The following is a 17458-nucleotide window of genomic DNA, read 5'->3' on the forward strand; positions in this document are numbered from 1 at the left end:
GTGGTGGCGCGGCCGAATTCGGTTACCGCGCGCGGTTTTTCGGCGCCCCGATGGCGAGCGTCGCCTCGATGACCACGTTCGACGGCGGCATCGCCGTCGCGCTCTCTGGCGGCCGCACCCAGACGCGGTAGCCGGTGCGCTCGTCGTCGGGGGATGGCAGCACCACCTGGCTTCCGGTGCAGGCGACCGTCGCGTAGAGCCGGAAGAGCTTCGCGGAGACGGCGGCGGTGAGCCCATCGGGTCGCGCGGGACCGGTGATGAACGTCCAGCGCCCCGCGCGCGGATGGTGGACGACCGGCGCGGCGATCTGTGCCTGGGTGAGCTTCTGCCGCACCTGTTCGCCGAGTTCGGCGGGCATCGTGACGGCGCCGTAGTGGGTGCCGATATGTAGCAGGATGCGGCGCGACGTGGGATCGATCGATGCGGGCATGTGGAACTCGCGCCGGTACTGCAGGCAGCGGACTTCCAGTGTCGAATCGACGAATGTGGTCACGCGGCACCCCCATCTGTGTCGAACTCGTGTCGGCCCACGGTGCTTTCCGGCTTCCTCGAGTGGTGGATTTCTTTCGGTCGAGCTCGAGGGCTGCGCTCGAACTCGAGCATTGCGTTCTAACTCGAACACTTCGGTACGAACTCGGGCACTGGCCTTGTCGAAGCGGCGTCGGCCTTGTCGAAGCATTCGACGGCGAACTGTGCGTATCGGAAGTTGAACGGTAGAAGTCAGCTGCATAACAATATTGCGTCCGTCTTCGGCCCGGCGCAAGAAGTTGGTGTATCTGTGTTTCGGCTGGGTATCAAGATCTGTTGGACGTTACGCCGACCGGGTGAAAGTGACCGGCGAACGCGTCGAAAGTTCCGCTGAACAATTGTCGTCGACAGGGAAACGCCGAAATTCCGGTATGACCGTACGGAATTGTTTCGAGAAAATGTCGGCGGATGCTCGTCCAGTGGTCGATAAAAGTCTGCCCGGCTGTTTCGGTGGCGTGTCGCAGAATGGCAGTTTCGGAGGCGGGCCGGCGGGCCCAACCGTGCGGGGCCGCTACGACCCGGCGTCGTTAGGCTGGGAGGGCACCGAACACCGGGAATAGCGCGGGGGTCCCGGCTGTTCCGCAACCGTACGTACCCACGCGACAGGGAGTCACGCATGTTCACAGGCATCGTCGAGGAGCTGGGCGAGATCGTCGCCACCGAGCAGCTGGCCGACGCCGCGCGCCTGACCATCAAGGGCAAGCTCGTCACCTCCGATGCCGGACACGGTGATTCGATCGCGGTCAACGGCGTGTGCCTGACCGTGGTCGAGGTCGTGGACGGCGACTCCTTCACCGTCGACGTCATGCAGGAGACGCTGAACCGCTCCTCCATCGGCGGGCTCGGCACGGGCTCGCGAGTCAACCTGGAACGGGCCGCCGCGCTGAACAGCCGCCTCGGCGGACATCTGGTGCAGGGCCACGTCGACGGCACCGGCACCGTGCTCTCGCGCACCCCCTCGGAGAACTGGGAAGTCGTGCGCATCTCACTGCCGGACGCGATCGCCCGCTACGTGGTGGAGAAGGGCTCGATCACCGTCGACGGCATCTCGCTGACCGTCTCGGGCCTCGGCATCGCCGACGAGCCCGCCGCCGACGGCAACCGCGACTGGTTCGAGGTCTCGCTGATCCCCACCACGCTCTCGCTGACGAATCTGGGCTTCGCGGGTGCCGGGACGACCGTGAACCTCGAGGTCGACGTCATCGCCAAGTACGTGGAACGCCTGCAGCAGCGCAGCTGAGCGCGCGGGCGGGTGCGCCGCCGCGGGCGCACGGGGCAGGCCTTACTGTAGTGAGGCACCTAATTCGAGATGGAGCACAGCAGACGTGACCAGGTTCGACACCATCGAGCGCGCAGTCGCCGACATCGCCGCCGGTAAGGCCGTCGTAGTCGTCGACGACGAGGACCGCGAGAACGAGGGCGACCTCATCTTCGCCGCGGAGAAGGCCACCCCCGAGTTGGTCGCTTTCATGATCCGCTACACCTCCGGTTACATCTGTGTGCCGCTGACCGGTGACGACTGCGATCGCCTCGGCCTGCCGCCGATGTACGCGACGAACCAGGACAAGCACGGCACCGCCTACACCGTCTCCGTCGACGCGCGCGAGGGCATCACCACCGGCATCTCGGCCGCCGACCGCGCCACCACCATGCGCCTGCTCGCCGACGCCGACGCCAAGGCCGACGACCTGACCCGCCCCGGTCACGTGGTGCCGTTGCGCGCCAAGGAAGGCGGCGTGCTGCGCCGCCCCGGCCACACCGAGGCGGCGGTCGACCTGGCCCGTATGGCCGGCCTGCGCCCGGCGGGCGTGATCTGCGAGATCGTCAGCCAGAAGGACGAGGGCCACATGGCCCGCACCGAGGAGCTGCGCGTCTTCGCCGACGAGCACGAGCTGGCGCTGATCTCCATCGCGGACATGATCGCCTGGCGGCGCAAGCACGAGAAGCAGGTGGTGCGGGTCGCCGAGGCGCGCATCCCCACCGCGCACGGCGATTTCACGGCCGTCGGCTACCAGAGCATCTACGACGAGGTCGAGCACGTCGCGCTGGTGCGCGGCGACATCAGCGACGGCGAGGACGTACTGGTGCGGGTGCACTCCGAATGCCTGACCGGCGACGTATTCGGCTCGCTGCGCTGCGACTGCGGCCCGCAGCTGGACGCGGCGCTGGAGATGGTGGACAGCGAAGGTCGCGGCGTCGTGCTGTACATGCGCGGCCACGAGGGCCGCGGCATCGGCCTGATGCACAAGTTGCAGGCCTACCAGCTGCAGGACTCGGGCCACGACACCGTCGACGCGAACCTCGAGCTCGGCCTGCCCGCCGACGCCCGTGACTACGGCACCGGCGCGCAGATCCTGGTCGACCTCGGTATCCGGTCGATGCGCCTGCTCACCAACAACCCGGCCAAGCGGGTCGGCCTCGACGGCTACGGTCTGCGCATCACCGAGCGCGTCCCGATGCCGTTGCGCGCCAACGCCGAGAACCTGCGCTACCTGCGCACCAAGCGCGACCGGATGGGCCACGACCTGATCGGTCTCGACGAACTCGATCTCGGCGAAACGGCGCAGTGAGCAAAGCTGCGCAGTGAACGACCACGGACTCCGGAAAGGCGGAACACGATGAGCGGCACCGGCGTACCCAGCTTCGAGCTGTCGGATGCCAAGGACCTCGAGCTCGGCATCGTCGCCTCGCGTTGGCACACCGAGATCTGCGACACCCTCGTGGCGAATGCCGAGCGGGTGGCGAAGGAGGCGGGCGTGCGGCGCGTGACGGTGGTGCGCTGCGCGGGCGCCATGGAGCTGCCGGTGGTCGCCCAGGAGCTGGCCCGCACGCATGACGCGGTCGTCGCGCTCGGCGTCGTGATCCGCGGTGGCACACCGCATTTCGAATACGTCTGCGACGCCGTCACCGCCGGCCTCACCCGGGTCTCGCTGGATGCCGCGACGCCCGTCGCCAACGGCGTGCTGACCACCAACACCGAGGAGCAGGCGCTGGATCGCGCCGGACTGCCCGGTTCGGCCGAGAACAAGGGCGAGCAGGCCTGCGCGGCGGCGCTGGATGCCGCGCTCACCCTGCGCGCGCTGCGGCAGTCCGCGTAAGTCATGCCGGTCGTCCGCATCTGGAGGAGGAACGACGGCGCGCTGCCCGCCGGCGGTGCGGCCGACGCCGACTGGGACTTCGAGGTGCGCCCGCGCCGCGCGGTGCTGACCGCGCGGATCATCGCGGTGCTGATCGTGGCCGTGTTCGCGGTCGGCGGCATCTGGCTGCGCAGCGGCTCGACCGGCGTCAACTTCCGGCTCGCCGACCAGATCGCGATGGTCGCCATCGGCGTGCTCGTCGCGGGCGGGGTACTGATGCTGACCCGGCCACGGATGCGGGTCGGACCGCGCGGAGTTTCGGTGCGCAACATCCTCGGCGACACCCTGTTCCACTGGGAACACATCCGCGGCGTCTCGTTCCCCGACCGAAAGTCCTGGGCCCGACTGGAATTGGTCGACGACGACTACGTGCCCCTCCTCGCGATCCGCTCCAACGACAAGGCCCACGCCGCCCAAGCAATGGACCGGCTGCGCGACCTCGGCGCGAAATACACGGAAACGGACGAGCCGAAACAGGACTGACGCGCGCGATCCGGCGGTGCTCTCGGCACGCCGGTAGTCTCGCGACATGACGCCGGGTTCGCTCGTCCTCGCCGCTGCCTTCGCCGACGATCCGCTCATGAGCCTGTTCTGGCCGGATCCGCTTCGCCGCCGAAAAGCCTTGCCGCACTTCTGGGATTCGCGCATCGCCTCCCGGCACCGGCGCGGTCTGGTCGATCTCGCGCACGACGACGCGGGCGAGATCGCGGCAGTCGCGCTGTGGGAGCCCGCCGGTGTCGAGTCGCCGATCGCGAAGCCGTTCACCCTCGTGCGGGCGCTTGGACTGGGTCTGCGGAAGGCGCTGCCCGCGGTCCACAGGATCGACGCCACACGGCCCGCCGAACCGCATCTCTACCTCGCCGCCGTCGGCACCCGGCCCGACCTGCAAGGGAAGGGCCACGCGACCGCTCTGCTCGAAGCGCGGCTCGGGTCCGGAGCCGAGCGGGCGTTCCTGGTGGCGACCCGGTTCTCCAATGTGCCGTTCTATGAGCGGTTCGGCTTCGCGCGCGATGAGGACTTGCGACTGAAGGATGGTCCGGTGCTGTATCCGATGTCGCGGTCTCGCTGAGTCCGCGCCGGATCGACGCTCAGCGGGTATCGCCGAGGACCGCGCCCTCGCGCCGCGGGTCCGCGCCGCCGATCAGGCCGGTACCGTCGCGGTGTAGTGCGCTGAGCCCGCTGGACTGGGGTGCGACGGATACCTGGTGGCCGAGTTCGCGCAGGCGCAGGACGAGTGGGTCGTGATCGCCGTTGTCGGTGGCGTCGATGGCAGGGTGTTCGCCGCCGACACCGGTTGTGGGGGTGTTGCCCGCGCCGAAGGAGACCGCCGAGACCGCCTGTTGCGGGTCGAGGCCCCAGTCCAGCATGCCGATCAGTGTTTTCACCACGAACTGGATGATCACCGCACCGCCCGGGGAGCCCGTGACGTGGGTGAGCTCGCCGCGGGCGCCGTCCGGCGCGCGATCGAAGACCAGGGTGGGCGCCATCGAACTGCGCGGGCGCTTGCCGGGTTGCAGCCGATTCGCGACCGGTGTGCCGTCCGGGTCCACCGGTTCTGTTGCGAAGTCGGTGAGCTGGTTGTTCAGCACGAAACCGTCGACGACGTGGAAGGACCCGAACGCGGACTCGACCGTGGTGGTCATGGCCGCCGCGTTGCCGTACTTGTCCACCACCGAGATGTGGCTGGTGCCGTGTTCGGGCGGCTGTGGCCCGACGCCCACCGGGACCGGTCCGAAGTCGCCCGGCTTGGCGGTCCCCATGCTGCGGCCGGGATCGATCAGCGACGCGCGCTGCTTCAGATAGTTCTTGTCGATCAGCGTCTGGGCCGAGTTGCCCGGCAGCGGAACGAAGTCGGTGTCGGCCACGTACTTGTTGCGGTCGGCGTAGGCCAGCCGCTCGGCCTCCGAGATCAGGTGCACGGCTTCGGCCTTCGGCTTCCCGCCGTTGCGATCGAGCGCCTCGGGTTTCAGCGCGGCCAGATCGAAGTTCTCCAGGATGCCCAGCGTGGCCGCGACCGTGCTGCCGCCCGAGGAAGGCGCGGGCATACCGCAGATCTCGTGCCCCCGGTAGCCGCCGCACAGCGCCGTGCGCTTCTTCACCTGATAGCCAGCGAGATCCTGGGCGGTGAGCAGGCTGGGCGTGCGCCCGCCCGACCCCGCGGTGGCGGCCTCCACGATGTCCGCGGCGATGGCGCCGGTGTAGAAGGCGTCCGCGCCGTCGGAGGCGATGGCGCTCAACGTTTTCGACATCGCCGGGTTGGTCAGCTTGGTGCCCGCGGGTTTCGGCGAACCGTCGGGCTCGAGGAAGTACTGCTTGGCGGCCTCGTCCCTGGCCAGGTCCCGCGCCGATTCCGCGATCTGGCCCGCCAGTCGCGGGCTGATCGCGAAGCCGTCGTCGGCCAGCGCCACGGCCGGATCGAACAGCTCGCGCCACCCGGTCTTGCCGTGCTCGCGGTGCGCGAGCTCCAGCATCCGCAACACCCCGGGAACGCCGATCGAGCGGCCGCTGGCGCGCGTGTTCGGCTGAGGCTCGGTGCGGTCGGTGTCGCTGATCCAGCGCAGATAGTTCTCGGTGGCCGCGGCGGGCGCCACCTCGCGGCCGTCATAGGCCTCGACGGTCTTGGTCGTCCCGTCGTAATACAGCAGGAACGCGCCGCCGCCGATGCCGGAGGCCTGCGGCTCGACCAGGCCGAGCACCAGCTGCGCGGTGACCAGCGCGTCGGCCGCGGTGCCACCGTCGTGCAGCACCCGGCAGGCCGCCTCGGTGGCAAGGGGATTCGCGGTGGAGACCGCGTAGGACCCGGTGCGCACCGCGGTCATCCCGCTGCGATATCCGGAGGCGATCTCGGGGTTGGTGCTGAGGTTCTGGGTGGTGGTGCCCGCCGCGGTCGGTGGCGCCGCGAGCACCGGCGTCCCGTTGGGTGCGCTGGTGCATTCGGCGGTTGTCGTCTCCTCGGTCGAGGAGCATCCGGTGAGAAGTCCGACCGTGAGCAGCGTGGCCGCGGCGGCTCCGGTCCAGATGTGTCGCGCGCGCGTCATGGCCTGGACTGTAGCCCTCGGGACCGACAGCGGTGCGGCTTTCGGGCGAGGCCGTCAGTTACCCGCGCCGTCCAAACCGCGCATGGAGCGGGTGAGATTCCGTTTGTCCCAGGTTCGCGCGCTCGCGCCGTTCTCGTCCATCGGACAGTTCCGCACCGGCGTGATCGCGTGGAACACCGCCGTCACCATGACCGATCCCGGCGTACCGCAGTCCATCCTGACCGGCGCGGACCAATCGGCAGTGTCGTAGCACGTGCCTGCCTGCCAGTCGTAAGCGAAGCAGTAAGTGGTAGACCAACCTTCCCGTCGAATCCCGTTGCGTCTGTTGCACACTCACCTGCGGTTCGGTGCACGGGCCGTACTGCACCAGGCGTCGGTACCCTGGTCGAATGGATATCGAGGCCGTGCTTTTCGACTTCTCCGGGACGATCTTTCGATTGGAGGAGGACGAGTCATGGGGTGACGATCTGATCGGCGCCGACGGCGCGGATTTCGACGTCGAGGCGAAGGCCGAGATTCTGCGGCGGATGACCGCGCCGGTCGAGCAGTTCATGACCTTCGACGCCGAGGGCCAGCGGGCCTGGGACAACCGGGATCTGGATCCGGCGATGCACCGGCACGCGTACCTGGAGGTGCTGCGCTCCTCTGGTGTGCCGACCGAGGACCAGGCCGAACGGCTCTACCGCAGGCTGGTCGATCCGCTGGCGTGGACGCCGTATCCCGACACCGGCGCCGTGCTGGAGTTCCTTGCCGCACAGGGGGTTCCGGTGGGCGTGGTGAGCAATATCGCATTCGACGTGCGGCCCGCGTTCAATGCACGGGGCTGGGACCGGTACGTCGGCGCGACGGCGCTCTCGTTCGAGGTGGGCGTGATCAAACCCGAGCCGGGGATCTTCCTCGCGGCGCTGAACGAGCTCGGCGTCGATCCCGCGCGTGCGCTGATGGTCGGCGACAGCGCCCACGCCGACGGCGGCGCGACGGCGCTCGGCTCGCGCTTCGCCCTGGTCGACCCGCTGCCCACCGCGCAGCGCCCCGACGCGCTCGTCGACGCGCTGCGCGCGCACGGGTTGGCCGTCCCGAGGTAGCCGTGCGGCAGGTCGTCGCGCACCGCGCCCGGACCGGCGCGGGTTGCGCGGAAACCGTGTCCGACCCCGGCTATAGGCTGGTCGAGTGGCAGATCCAGCGAGGTACCGGCCGGCCCCCGGTACGATCCCCGTCGAACCCGGTGTCTACAAATTCCGGGACGCGCACCAGCGGGTCATCTACGTCGGCAAGGCCAAGAGCCTGCGCAGCAGGCTGAATTCCTACTTCGCCGACGTGGCCTCGCTGCACCCGCGCACCAAGCAGATGGTCACCACCGCCGCGAGCGTGGAGTGGACGGTCGTCTCCACCGAGGTGGAGGCGCTGCAGCTGGAATACAACTGGATCAAGGAATTCGATCCGCGGTTCAATGTGCGCTACCGGGACGACAAGTCCTACCCGGTGCTGGCCGTGACCCTGAACGAGGAATACCCGCGCCTGTTCGTCTACCGCGGCGCGCGCAAGAAGGGCGTGCGGTACTTCGGCCCGTACGCGCACGCCTGGGCCATCCGCGAGACGCTCGATCTGCTGCTGCGGGTGTTCCCCGCGCGCACCTGCTCGAACGGAGTCTTCAAGCGGCACAACCAGATCGGGCGTCCGTGCCTGCTCGGCTACATCGACAAGTGCTCCGCGCCGTGCGTCGGCAGGGTCACCGCCGACGAGCACCGGCGCATCGTGGACGACTTCTGCGACTTCCTCGCCGGGCGCACCGACCGCATGGTGCGGGAGCTGGAGCGACGCATGCACGAGGCCGCCGAGGAACTGGACTTCGAGACCGCGGCCCGGCTGCGCGACGACGTGCAGGCGCTGCGCCGCGCGCTGGAGAAGCAGGCCGTGGTGCTCGGCACCGGCACCGACGCCGATGTGATCGCCTTCGCCACCGATGAATTGGAGGTGGCGGTGCAGATCTTCCATGTCCGCGACGGCCGGGTGCGCGGTCAGCGCGGCTGGGTGGTGGACAAGTCCGGCGACGCCGTGGACACCGCATCCGGCGGCGAGGTGGCCGCGCTGGTCGAACAGTTCCTCACCCAGTTCTACGGCGAGCAGGTCTCCTACGCCGACCAGAGCCCCGACGAGCAGCCCGCCACCGTCGTCCCGCGCGAAGTGCTCGTGCCCGAGCTGCCCGCCGGCCACGAGCAGATCCAGGAGTGGCTGAGCAAGCTGCGCGGTTCGGCGGTGCAGCTGCGTGTCCCGCAGCGCGGTGACAAGAAGGCGCTCGCCGAGACGGTGCAGCGCAACGCCGCGGAGGCGCTCGCCCAGCACAAGCTCAAGCGCGCGGGCGATCTCACCTCCCGCTCCGCGGCCCTGCAGGACATCCAGGACGCGCTCGAGCTGGACAGCGCGCCGCTGCGCATCGAATGCGTGGACATCAGCCACGTGCAGGGCACCGACGTGGTGGCCTCGCTGGTGGTGTTCGAGGACGGACTGCCGCGCAAGTCCGAGTACCGGCACTACGCGATCAAAGAGGCCGCGGGCGGCGGGCGCTCCGACGACGTCGGGAGCATCGCCGAGGTGACCAGGCGGCGGTTCTACCGGCTGCGCAAGGAGCGCGACGAGGCCGAGCGCGAGGAGCTCGACGGTGTGACCGCCGTGCCACTGGTCGGACCGGAGGGATCGGTGCCGTCGGGGACCGAGGCCGGGATGTCGCCGCGAGGGGCGGGCGACGTCACGTTGCCGGTCGACGCCGAAGCCTCCGCGCCGACCAGCGCGACGGCCGCGGCGCCGCACGACGACGAGGACGAGGACGAGATCGAATCGACCTCGCGTCCCGGCATCGACCCGCGCACCGGCCGTCCGCGAAAATTTGCCTACCCGCCGAACCTGTACGTGGTCGACGGCGGCGCGCCCCAGGTCGCGGCCGCCGCCGAGGTTCTCGACGAGCTGGGCATCACCGATGTCGCGGTGATCGGCCTCGCCAAGCGCCTGGAGGAGGTGTGGGTGCCCGGCGAACCCGACCCGGTGATCATGCCGCGCAACAGCGAGGCGCTGTTCCTGCTGCAACGGGTCCGCGACGAGGCGCACCGCTTCGCCATCACCTTCCACCGCAGCAAGCGCTCGCGGCGGATGACCGCCTCCGCGCTGGATTCGGTGCGCGGGCTCGGTGCGGCGCGCCGGACCGCGCTCGTCACTCATTTCGGTTCGGTGGCCAAGTTGAAGGAGGCGACGGTCGAGCAGATCACCGAGGTACCCGGCATCGGCGTGGCGACGGCGAAAGCCGTGCTCGCGGCGCTGCGGGGCGAGTGACAGACCTCGAAATCTCCAGCTCCGGTCCGGCCTGCATATATTCTCGGTACCGTTCTACATGTTCGTGAGCCGTCCTCGTACACCACGGAGGGTCAGCGCGCATGCCCGATACCGAGTCCGGTGCGGGATGATCGAGAGGCACCTAGACACGGATTCCGGTAGGACATGACACGCGTCGAATCGAACAACAGTGCGGGCAGCCCGCGTGCGGGCAATCAGCTGCGGCAGCAGGTCGAGGTCGTCATCGTGACCGGGTTGTCCGGTGCGGGCCGCGGCACCGCCGCGCGGGTGCTGGAGGATCTGGGCTGGTACGTCGCCGACAATCTGCCGCCCGAGCTGATCGGCAGGCTCGTCGAGCTCGGCGCCTCCGCTGAGCCACCGATCGGTCGGTTCGCCCTGGTCATGGACGTGCGCAGCAGATTCTTCACCGGTGATCTCTCGGTCGTCACCGAACAGTTGCGTGCGCTCGGCGTCCGGACCAGGGTGTTGTTCCTCGAGGCCTCCGACGATGTGCTGATCCGCCGCTTCGGATTCGCGCGCCGACGGCACCCGCTGCAGAGCGAGAGCGCCGACGGCACGCTGTCCGCGGGCATCGCCGCCGAACGGGTGCGCCTCTCCGCCGTGAAGACGGCCGCCGACCTGGTGATCGACACGACCGAGTTGTCCATTCACCAGCTGCACCGCAAGCTGGAGGAGGCCTACGGCGGCGGCGTGGCCACCGCCTTGCAGCTGACTGTGCAGTCCTTCGGCTTCAAGTACGGGGTTCCGTTGGACGCCGACATGGTGTTGGATGTGCGTTTTCTACCCAATCCACATTGGATACCGGAACTGCGGGAACACACGGGACAGGAGACGGTGGTCAGCGAGTACGTGCTGTCGCGCCCCGGGGCGACCGACTACCTGCACACCTGCCGCCACCTCGTCGACCTGACGACGAACGGTTACCGCCAAGAGGGGAAGCGATACATGACCGTGGCAGTGGGCTGCACGGGGGGCAAGCACCGCAGCGTGGCGATCGCCGAGGCGCTGGGCGAACTCATCGGATCGGAGTCGGACGGCTCGGCCGACGTCGTGCGGGTCGTGCACCGGGATCTGGGGCGCGAATGACCGGGTGGGAATCGAATCCCGCCATCGTCGCGCTCGGTGGCGGCCACGGCCTGTACGCCACCCTGACGGCGGTGCGGCGGCTGACCAGGAAGATCTGCGCGGTGGTTACCGTCGCCGACGACGGCGGATCCTCGGGAAGGCTCCGCGCGGAGCTGGGGGTGCTGCCGCCGGGGGATCTGCGCATGGCGCTGGCAGCGCTGGCCGCCGACCCCGAAGGGGTGTGGACGCAAACCGTCCAGCATCGTTTCGGCGGCACCGGCGCGCTCGCGGGTCACTCGGTCGGCAACCTCATCCTGGCGGGCCTCACCGAGGTGCTCGGCGATCCCGTCGCCGCGCTGGACGAGGTGGCCAAGATGTTGCGCGCCAGTGGCCGGGTGCTCCCGATGTCGCCGATCGCGCTCGATATCGAGGCCGATGTCTCGGGTCTGGAAGCCGATCCGCGGGTCAGCCGCTGCATCCGCGGCCAGGTGGCGGTCGCCACGACGCCGGGCAAGGTGCGACGCGTGCGGCTGATTCCGTCCGATCCGCCCGCCAGCCCGGAGGCGACCTCGGCCATCGAACACGCCGACGTGGTGGTGCTCGGGCCGGGATCGTGGTTCACCAGCGTGATTCCGCACGTCCTCGTTCCCGAGCTGCGCGACGCGCTGGTCTACACCAGAGCCAGAAAGGTGCTGGTGCTCAACCTCGCCGCGGAACCGGGGGAGACGGCCGGTTTCTCCGCCGAGCGTCATCTGCATGTATTGTCCCAGCACGCACCGGAATTCGTTGTCGACGAGGTCTTGGTCGATTCCGGCTCGGTGCCGGAGGGCCGGGAACGCGAACACGTTGCCAGGGCTGCCGAACAGTTGCGGGCGCGAGTAACCTTCTCCGATGTCGCCGAAGCGGGAACGGACCGGCATCACCCCGGAAAGCTTGCCGCCGCACTGGATCAGCTGATCCGGCAACCTCGGCCGCAAATGGCAGGACTTCGAGTCGAGGGACGGCACATGGGCGCGGATGTGCGGTCCGGGTTGGGTGGAAAGGAGCGCGTCTCGTGGCGATGACAGCCGAAGTGAAAGACGAGCTGAGCAGGCTCACGGTGTCGCAGGTGAGTTCCCGGAAGGCGGAGCTCTCCGCTCTGTTGCGGTTCGCGGGCGGCCTGCACATCGTCGGGGGCCGGGTGATCGTCGAGGCCGAGGTGGACATGGGTTCCATCGCTCGACGGCTACGCCGGGAGATCTTCGAGTTGTACGGCTACGGCTCCGACGTGCACGTGCTCGGCGCGGGCGGTCTGCGCAAGACCTCCAGGTACGTCGTGCGGGTGTCGAAGGAGGGCGAGGCGCTGGCGAGGCAGACCGGTCTGCTCGACGTGCGCGGCCGCCCGGTGCGCGGACTGCCGGCCCAGGTGGTCGGCGGCAGCATCGCGGATGCCGAAGCCGCTTGGCGCGGAGCGTTTCTCGCGCACGGCTCACTCACCGAACCGGGTCGCTCGTCGGCGCTCGAGGTCAGCTGCCCCGGTCCGGAGGCGGCGCTCGCGCTGGTCGGCGCAGCCCGCAGGCTGGGCATCACCGCCAAGGCGCGTGAGGTGCGCGGCACCGATCGCGTCGTGGTGCGCGACGGCGAGGCGATCGGCGCCCTGCTGACCAGGATGGGCGCCCAGGACACCCGGCTCACCTGGGAGGAGCGCCGGATGCGCCGTGAAGTGCGCGCCACCGCCAACCGGCTGGCCAACTTCGACGACGCGAACCTGCGCCGCTCGGCGCGCGCCGCGGTCGCCGCGGCCGCCAGGGTGGAGCGTGCGCTGGATATCCTCGGCGACGAGGTGCCCGATCATCTGGCCGCGGCGGGCAAGCTGCGCGTCCAGCACCGCCAGGCTTCCCTGGAGGAGCTCGGTCAGCTCGCCGACCCGCCGATGACGAAAGACGCTGTGGCGGGCCGGATTCGGCGCTTGCTCTCGATGGCGGACCGGCGCGCCAAGGAACTCGGCGTGCCAGACACCGAATCCGCCGTGACCGCTGAGCTTCTCGACGAGGCCTGACGGCGCTCGACTCACCACACGCCCCGAGGCCGATAGCCGGCGCTCGGGGCGTGTTGCGTGCGGGGCATCGGGTACCCGAAGGGTCTGCTCGCCTGCGCGGAGTTCACGTGCCGGGATCGCGAAGCATGGCCCACGTGGTGGGACCGCCGTCCGGCAGGTCCACGGTCGCGGTGACGCGGAAGCCGAGCCGCTCGTAGAAGCCGACGTTGCGCTCCTCGGAGGTCTCCAGGAAGGCGGGCACGCCCGCGCGCTCGGCGGCCTCCAGGGCCCGGCCGGATCACCGCGGCGCCGAGCCCGTGGCCCTGACTGTCCGGGTCGACGCCGACGGTGCCGAGGAACCAGACGGGTTCGACCGGGCGGTGCGGGGCGAGCGTGGCCTCTGTCCATCCTGCCGCGCCACGCGGGATGCGCCAGCGATTTTTCCGTCGTCCCGGCCGAGGTGCGCGTCACGCCGGGCCTGCGGGCGGCGCCACCGGCGCGCGCTCGGGCGGTGTGATGGTGAAAAACCTTGGGGCGCTTTGCTTCCGCGACACACGGGATTCTGTCGAGGGGGATTGTCGCCGTTCGGGACCTGGCGATGGCGGCGCGAACGGCCGTCCGCGCTGGCCACGACATGGCGCCCAGCTGGGCGGCCGGGCGCCGGATCGTGACCGGTCACGGCCCTCGAGCGGTCCTCACCATGCCAGGTGCGTGTCGGAGAGGTGGCGGCAGGGCATTAGTGTGAGTAAGGCATCGGAATGAATCCGCTTGAAAGCTGAGGAGCGATAACGTGACAGTCCGGGTAGGCATCAACGGCTTCGGTCGTATCGGACGTAACTTCTTCCGGGCGGTGGAGGCGCAGAAGGCGCTCGGCACCACCGATATCGAGATCGTCGCGGTCAACGACCTCACCGACAACGCGACCCTGGCCACGCTGCTGAAGTACGACTCGATCCTCGGCCGTCTGCCGCAGGATGTCTCGCTGGACGGCGAAGACACCATCGTGGTCGGCGACCAGCGGATCAAGGCCCTGGCCATCAAAGAAGGCCCGGCGGCCCTGCCGTGGGGCGACCTGGGTGTCGACGTGGTCGTCGAGTCCACCGGCATCTTCACCGACGCCACCAAGGCCAAGGGCCACCTGGCGGCCGGCGCCAAGAAGGTCGTCATCTCCGCCCCGGCCAAGGGCGAGGACCTGACCGTGGTCATGGGTGTCAACGACAGCCAGTACGACGGCAGCCAGAACATCATCTCCAACGCCTCGTGCACCACCAACTGCCTCGGCCCGCTGGCCAAGGTCCTCAACGACGAGTTCGGCATCGAGCGTGGCCTGATGACCACGATCCACGCCTACACCCAGGACCAGAACCTGCAGGACGGCCCGCACAGCGACCTGCGTCGCGCCCGCGCCGCCGCGCTGAACATCGTGCCCACCGGCACCGGCGCCGCCAAGGCCATCGGCCTGGTGCTGCCCGAACTGCAGGGCAAGCTGGACGGCTACGCGCTGCGCGTTCCGGTCCCGACGGGCTCGGTCACCGACCTGACCGCGACCCTGCGCAAGTCGGCCACCATCGAGGAGATCAACGCCGCGTACCGGGCCGCCGCCGAGGGTCCGCTGAAGGGCATCCTGAAGTACAACACAGACCCGATCGTCTCCAGCGACATCGTCACCGACCCGCACTCGTCGATCTACGACGCGCCGCTGACCAAGGTCATCGACGACCAGGTGAAGGTCGTGTCCTGGTACGACAACGAGTGGGGCTACTCCAACCGCCTCGCCGACCTCATCGGCCTCGTCGGCAAGTCCCTCTGATCGGCATGGCAGTCAAGACACTCCAGGATCTCCTGAACGAAGGCGTCGAGGGCCGGGGCGTGCTGGTGCGCTCCGATCTGAACGTTCCCCTCGACGAGAACGGCGAGATCACCGACCCCGGCCGCATCATCGCGTCGGTGCCGACCATCGAGGCGCTGGTCCAGGCCGGCGCCAAGGTCGTCGTCACCGCGCACCTCGGCCGTCCCAAGGGCGAGCCGGACCCGAAGTTCTCGCTGGCTCCGGTCGCCGCGAAGCTGGCCGAGCTGCTCGGCCGCAACGTCCAGCTGGCCGGTGACGTGGTGGGCTACGACGCGCTCTCGCGCTCGGAGGGCCTCACCGACGGCGATGTGCTGCTGCTGGAGAACGTGCGCTTCGACCCCCGCGAGACCAGCAAGGACGACGCCGAGCGCGGCAAGCTCGCCGCGGCGCTCGTCGAGCTGGTCGGCGAAGACGGCGCGTTCGTCTCCGACGGCTTCGGCGTCGTACACCGCAAGCAGGCCTCGGTCTACGACGTGGCCAAGCGGCTCCCGCACTACGCGGGCACGCTGGTCGCGGCCGAGGTCGACGTGCTGGCCAAGCTGACGGAGAACCCCGAGCGGCCGTACGCGGTCGTGCTCGGCGGCTCGAAGGTCTCCGACAAACTGGCGGTCATCGAGGCGCTGGCTCCCAAGGTCGACACCCTGGTGATCGGCGGCGGCATGTGCTTCACCTTCCTTGCCGCACAGGGCCTTTCGGTGGGCTCCTCGCTGCTGCAGGAAGAGATGATCGACACCTGCAAGGGCCTGCTGGAGCGCTTCGGCGACGTCATCCACCTGCCGCGCGACATCGTGGTGGCGGACAAGTTCGCGGCCGACGCCGATTCGAAAGTCGTGCCCGCCAACGAGATTCCCGAAGGCTGGATGGGTCTGGACGTGGGTCCGGAGTCGGTCGACCGGTTCGCGGCGCTGCTCACCGAGGCGAAGACGGTGTTCTGGAACGGCCCGATGGGCGTGTTCGAGTTCGCGAACTTCGCCGCGGGCACCCGCGGGGTCGCCGAAGCCATCGTCACCGCCACCGGCAAGGGTGCGTTCACCGTGGTCGGCGGCGGCGACTCGGCGGCGGCCGTGCGCGCGCTCGGACTCCCCGAGGACGGTTTCTCGCACATCTCCACCGGCGGCGGCGCGTCGCTGGAGTACCTGGAGGGCAAGGAACTTCCCGGCATCAGTGTGTTGGAGGACTGATCCATGGCACGTAAACCGCTCATCGCGGGCAACTGGAAGATGAACCTCAACCACCTCGAGGCCATCGCCCTGGTGCAGAAGATCGCCTTCGCGCTGCCGGAGAAGTACTTCGCCAAGGTCGACGTCGCGGTCATCCCGCCGTTCACCGACATCCGCAGCGTGCAGACCCTCGTCGAGGGCGACAAGCTGCTGATCACCTACGGTGCGCAGGACGTCTCCGTGTACGACTCGGGCGCCTACACCGGGGAGATCAGCGGCGGCATGCTGGCCAAGCTCGGCTGCACCTTCGCGGTGGTCGGGCACTCGGAACGCAGGCAGTACCACAACGAGGACGACGCCACCGTGCTCGCCAAGGCCAAGCAGGCGCTGAAGCACGGCATCACGCCGATCGTCTGCATCGGCGAGGGGCTGAACGTCCGTGAGGCGGGCACGCACGTCGAGTACAACCTCGAGCAGCTGCGTGGTTCGCTGAAGGGACTGACCACCGAGGAGATCTCCAAGGTCGTCATCGCCTACGAACCGGTGTGGGCCATCGGCACCGGCAAGGTCGCCACCCCCGCCGACGCGCAGGAGGTGTGCGGCGCCATCCGCGCCGAGCTCGGCGAGCTGGCCTCGCCCGAGGTCGCCATGGAGGTGCGGGTGCTCTACGGCGGTTCGGTCAACGCGAAGAACGTCGGCGAGCTGGTCGCTCAGCCCGACATCGACGGTGCGTTGGTCGGCGGCGCGTCGCTGAAGGGTGACGAGTTCGCCACCCTCTCCGCGATCGCCGCGGGCGGCCCGCTGCCGTGAGCTGACCGGGGGCACTGCCCTGTGTTCGTCGAGGGCGTTGCCCTGTGTTCGTCGAGGGCGTTGCCCTGAGTTCGTCGAGGGCGTTGCCCTGAGTTCGTCGAGGGCGTTGCCCTGAGTGGCCGAGGGCGTCGCCCGGACGCTGCGTAAACGGCCCGGTATCGCGTGTGCGATACCGGGCCGTTTCGTTTCCGCGGCGATGGTTTCGTTCTGGGCGAAACCGCGCGCCGGACGGTAGCGCACATCCGAGTGGTCGACGGTGGACAGCGTCACGCCGATGATGATGACCTACAAGGGGGTCGAGGGCAGTGGCGGCAGCGACACCGAGATCACCGCGTTCGGCGAGTTCACCGATCCCGGCGTGCTCGGCGAACGCTTTGTCGGCCAGACGATTCCGATGCGCACCACGATCCGGCTGGAGTCGGCGGACCGGGTGGTTATGGAGCTGTACTTCACCCCGCCGGGGGAGGCGGAGATAATCGCGGACCGGGTGATCCTCACCCGGAAGTGAG

17 protein-coding genes and 1 pseudogene are annotated in these 17458 nt (G+C 69.1%); 15 read left to right on the plus strand and 3 right to left on the minus strand.

From position 1 onward, the window contains the following. Positions 1-22 precede the first annotated feature (22 nt). Positions 23-493 carry a hypothetical protein gene (locus tag AB0H50_RS30850; RefSeq protein ID WP_357459534.1) on the minus strand — a complete coding sequence of 157 codons (471 nt, stop codon included), beginning with the start codon at positions 491-493 and terminating at the stop codon, positions 23-25. Between the two features lie 651 nt (positions 494-1144). On the opposite strand from AB0H50_RS30850, the gene AB0H50_RS30855 reads away from it, so the two are divergent. The 5 genes from AB0H50_RS30855 (at position 1145) to AB0H50_RS30875 (ending at position 4734) form a co-directional block, all read left to right on the plus strand. After that, positions 1145-1768, plus strand: coding sequence for a riboflavin synthase (locus AB0H50_RS30855; RefSeq protein ID WP_357459535.1), 624 nt, complete (start codon positions 1145-1147; stop codon positions 1766-1768). 85 nt (positions 1769-1853) lie between these two features. Next, positions 1854-3098: a bifunctional 3,4-dihydroxy-2-butanone-4-phosphate synthase/GTP cyclohydrolase II gene (locus tag AB0H50_RS30860; RefSeq protein WP_357459538.1), complete on the plus strand. Its 1245-nt coding sequence runs from the start codon at positions 1854-1856 to the stop codon at positions 3096-3098. A 48-nt stretch (positions 3099-3146) separates the two neighbouring features. Further along, complete coding sequence (gene ribH / locus AB0H50_RS30865) at positions 3147-3626, plus strand: 6,7-dimethyl-8-ribityllumazine synthase (RefSeq protein WP_357459541.1); 480 nt, start codon at positions 3147-3149, stop codon at positions 3624-3626. Positions 3627-3629: 3 nt separating this feature from the next. After that, positions 3630-4148, plus strand: coding sequence for a PH domain-containing protein (locus tag AB0H50_RS30870; RefSeq protein WP_357459543.1), 519 nt, complete (start codon positions 3630-3632; stop codon positions 4146-4148). 46 nt (positions 4149-4194) lie between these two features. After that, positions 4195-4734 carry a GNAT family N-acetyltransferase gene (locus tag AB0H50_RS30875; protein ID WP_357459544.1) on the plus strand — a complete coding sequence of 180 codons (540 nt, stop codon included), beginning with the start codon at positions 4195-4197 and terminating at the stop codon, positions 4732-4734. A gap of 19 nt (positions 4735-4753) precedes the next feature. On the opposite strand, the gene ggt is transcribed toward AB0H50_RS30875, so the two are convergent. After that, positions 4754-6703: a gamma-glutamyltransferase gene (ggt, locus tag AB0H50_RS30880; protein ID WP_357459547.1), complete on the minus strand. Its 1950-nt coding sequence runs from the start codon at positions 6701-6703 to the stop codon at positions 4754-4756. Positions 6704-6794: 91 nt separating this feature from the next. Between ggt and AB0H50_RS30885 the strand changes: the two genes are divergently transcribed. From AB0H50_RS30885 to whiA, 6 genes are all read left to right on the plus strand, one after another. Further along, the gene (locus AB0H50_RS30885; RefSeq protein ID WP_357459549.1) at positions 6795-6953 is read left to right on the plus strand and encodes a hypothetical protein; all 159 of its coding nucleotides are present in this window, start codon (positions 6795-6797) and stop codon (positions 6951-6953) included. Positions 6954-7092: 139 nt separating this feature from the next. Beyond that, the gene (locus AB0H50_RS30890; protein WP_357459551.1) at positions 7093-7788 is read left to right on the plus strand and encodes an HAD family hydrolase; all 696 of its coding nucleotides are present in this window, start codon (positions 7093-7095) and stop codon (positions 7786-7788) included. 85 nt (positions 7789-7873) lie between these two features. Further along, positions 7874-10027 carry an excinuclease ABC subunit UvrC gene (uvrC, locus tag AB0H50_RS30895; RefSeq protein ID WP_357459554.1) on the plus strand — a complete coding sequence of 718 codons (2154 nt, stop codon included), beginning with the start codon at positions 7874-7876 and terminating at the stop codon, positions 10025-10027. 165 nt (positions 10028-10192) lie between these two features. Beyond that, positions 10193-11134 carry an RNase adapter RapZ gene (gene rapZ / locus AB0H50_RS30900; protein WP_357459556.1) on the plus strand — a complete coding sequence of 314 codons (942 nt, stop codon included), beginning with the start codon at positions 10193-10195 and terminating at the stop codon, positions 11132-11134. Beyond that, positions 11131-12177: a uridine diphosphate-N-acetylglucosamine-binding protein YvcK gene (yvcK, locus tag AB0H50_RS30905; protein WP_067780407.1), complete on the plus strand. Its 1047-nt coding sequence runs from the start codon at positions 11131-11133 to the stop codon at positions 12175-12177. Before rapZ ends, yvcK begins: the two co-directional genes overlap by 4 nt. After that, positions 12174-13151 carry a DNA-binding protein WhiA gene (gene whiA / locus AB0H50_RS30910; protein ID WP_357459559.1) on the plus strand — a complete coding sequence of 326 codons (978 nt, stop codon included), beginning with the start codon at positions 12174-12176 and terminating at the stop codon, positions 13149-13151. The genes yvcK and whiA overlap by 4 nt, the downstream gene beginning before the upstream one ends. A 103-nt stretch (positions 13152-13254) precedes the next feature. Here whiA and AB0H50_RS30915 read toward each other — a convergent pair. Beyond that, positions 13255-13522, minus strand: a pseudogene (locus tag AB0H50_RS30915) (GNAT family N-acetyltransferase); the annotation flags it as partial. Positions 13523-13920: 398 nt separating this feature from the next. Here AB0H50_RS30915 and gap point away from each other — a divergent pair. The 4 genes from gap (at position 13921) to AB0H50_RS30935 (ending at position 17457) form a co-directional block, all read left to right on the plus strand. Next, positions 13921-14940: a type I glyceraldehyde-3-phosphate dehydrogenase gene (gap, locus tag AB0H50_RS30920; RefSeq protein ID WP_357459561.1), complete on the plus strand. Its 1020-nt coding sequence runs from the start codon at positions 13921-13923 to the stop codon at positions 14938-14940. A 5-nt stretch (positions 14941-14945) separates the two neighbouring features. Continuing rightward, complete coding sequence (locus AB0H50_RS30925) at positions 14946-16160, plus strand: phosphoglycerate kinase (RefSeq protein WP_357459564.1); 1215 nt, start codon at positions 14946-14948, stop codon at positions 16158-16160. A 3-nt stretch (positions 16161-16163) separates the two neighbouring features. After that, on the plus strand, positions 16164-16949 hold the full coding sequence (gene tpiA, locus AB0H50_RS30930) for a triose-phosphate isomerase (protein ID WP_357459567.1): 786 nt from the start codon (positions 16164-16166) through the stop codon (positions 16947-16949). A gap of 274 nt (positions 16950-17223) precedes the next feature. Continuing rightward, positions 17224-17457: a hypothetical protein gene (locus AB0H50_RS30935; RefSeq protein WP_357459569.1), complete on the plus strand. Its 234-nt coding sequence runs from the start codon at positions 17224-17226 to the stop codon at positions 17455-17457. Position 17458: the final 1 nt, after the last annotated feature.

The organism is Nocardia sp. NPDC050793, assembly GCF_040654065.1.
GTDB lineage: Bacteria > Actinomycetota > Actinomycetes > Mycobacteriales > Mycobacteriaceae > Nocardia.

Bases quoted from the DNA above. Each gene is read 5' to 3' on its own strand.
- AB0H50_RS30855 (WP_357459535.1), top strand. From the start codon at position 1,145: ATGTTCACAGGCATCGTCGAGGAGCTGGGCGAGATCGTCGCCACCGAG.
- ribH (WP_357459541.1), top strand. From the start codon at position 3,147: ATGAGCGGCACCGGCGTACCCAGCTTCGAGCTGTCGGATGCCAAGGAC.
- AB0H50_RS30870 (WP_357459543.1), top strand. From the start codon at position 3,630: ATGCCGGTCGTCCGCATCTGGAGGAGGAACGACGGCGCGCTGCCCGCC.
- AB0H50_RS30875 (WP_357459544.1), top strand. From the start codon at position 4,195: ATGACGCCGGGTTCGCTCGTCCTCGCCGCTGCCTTCGCCGACGATCCG.
- ggt (WP_357459547.1), bottom strand. From the start codon at position 6,703: ATGACGCGCGCGCGACACATCTGGACCGGAGCCGCCGCGGCCACGCTG.
- AB0H50_RS30890 (WP_357459551.1), top strand. From the start codon at position 7,093: ATGGATATCGAGGCCGTGCTTTTCGACTTCTCCGGGACGATCTTTCGA.
- rapZ (WP_357459556.1), top strand. From the start codon at position 10,193: ATGACACGCGTCGAATCGAACAACAGTGCGGGCAGCCCGCGTGCGGGC.
- yvcK (WP_067780407.1), top strand. From the start codon at position 11,131: ATGACCGGGTGGGAATCGAATCCCGCCATCGTCGCGCTCGGTGGCGGC.
- whiA (WP_357459559.1), top strand. From the start codon at position 12,174: ATGACAGCCGAAGTGAAAGACGAGCTGAGCAGGCTCACGGTGTCGCAG.
- AB0H50_RS30925 (WP_357459564.1), top strand. From the start codon at position 14,946: ATGGCAGTCAAGACACTCCAGGATCTCCTGAACGAAGGCGTCGAGGGC.
- tpiA (WP_357459567.1), top strand. From the start codon at position 16,164: ATGGCACGTAAACCGCTCATCGCGGGCAACTGGAAGATGAACCTCAAC.
- AB0H50_RS30935 (WP_357459569.1), top strand. From the start codon at position 17,224: ATGATGATGACCTACAAGGGGGTCGAGGGCAGTGGCGGCAGCGACACC.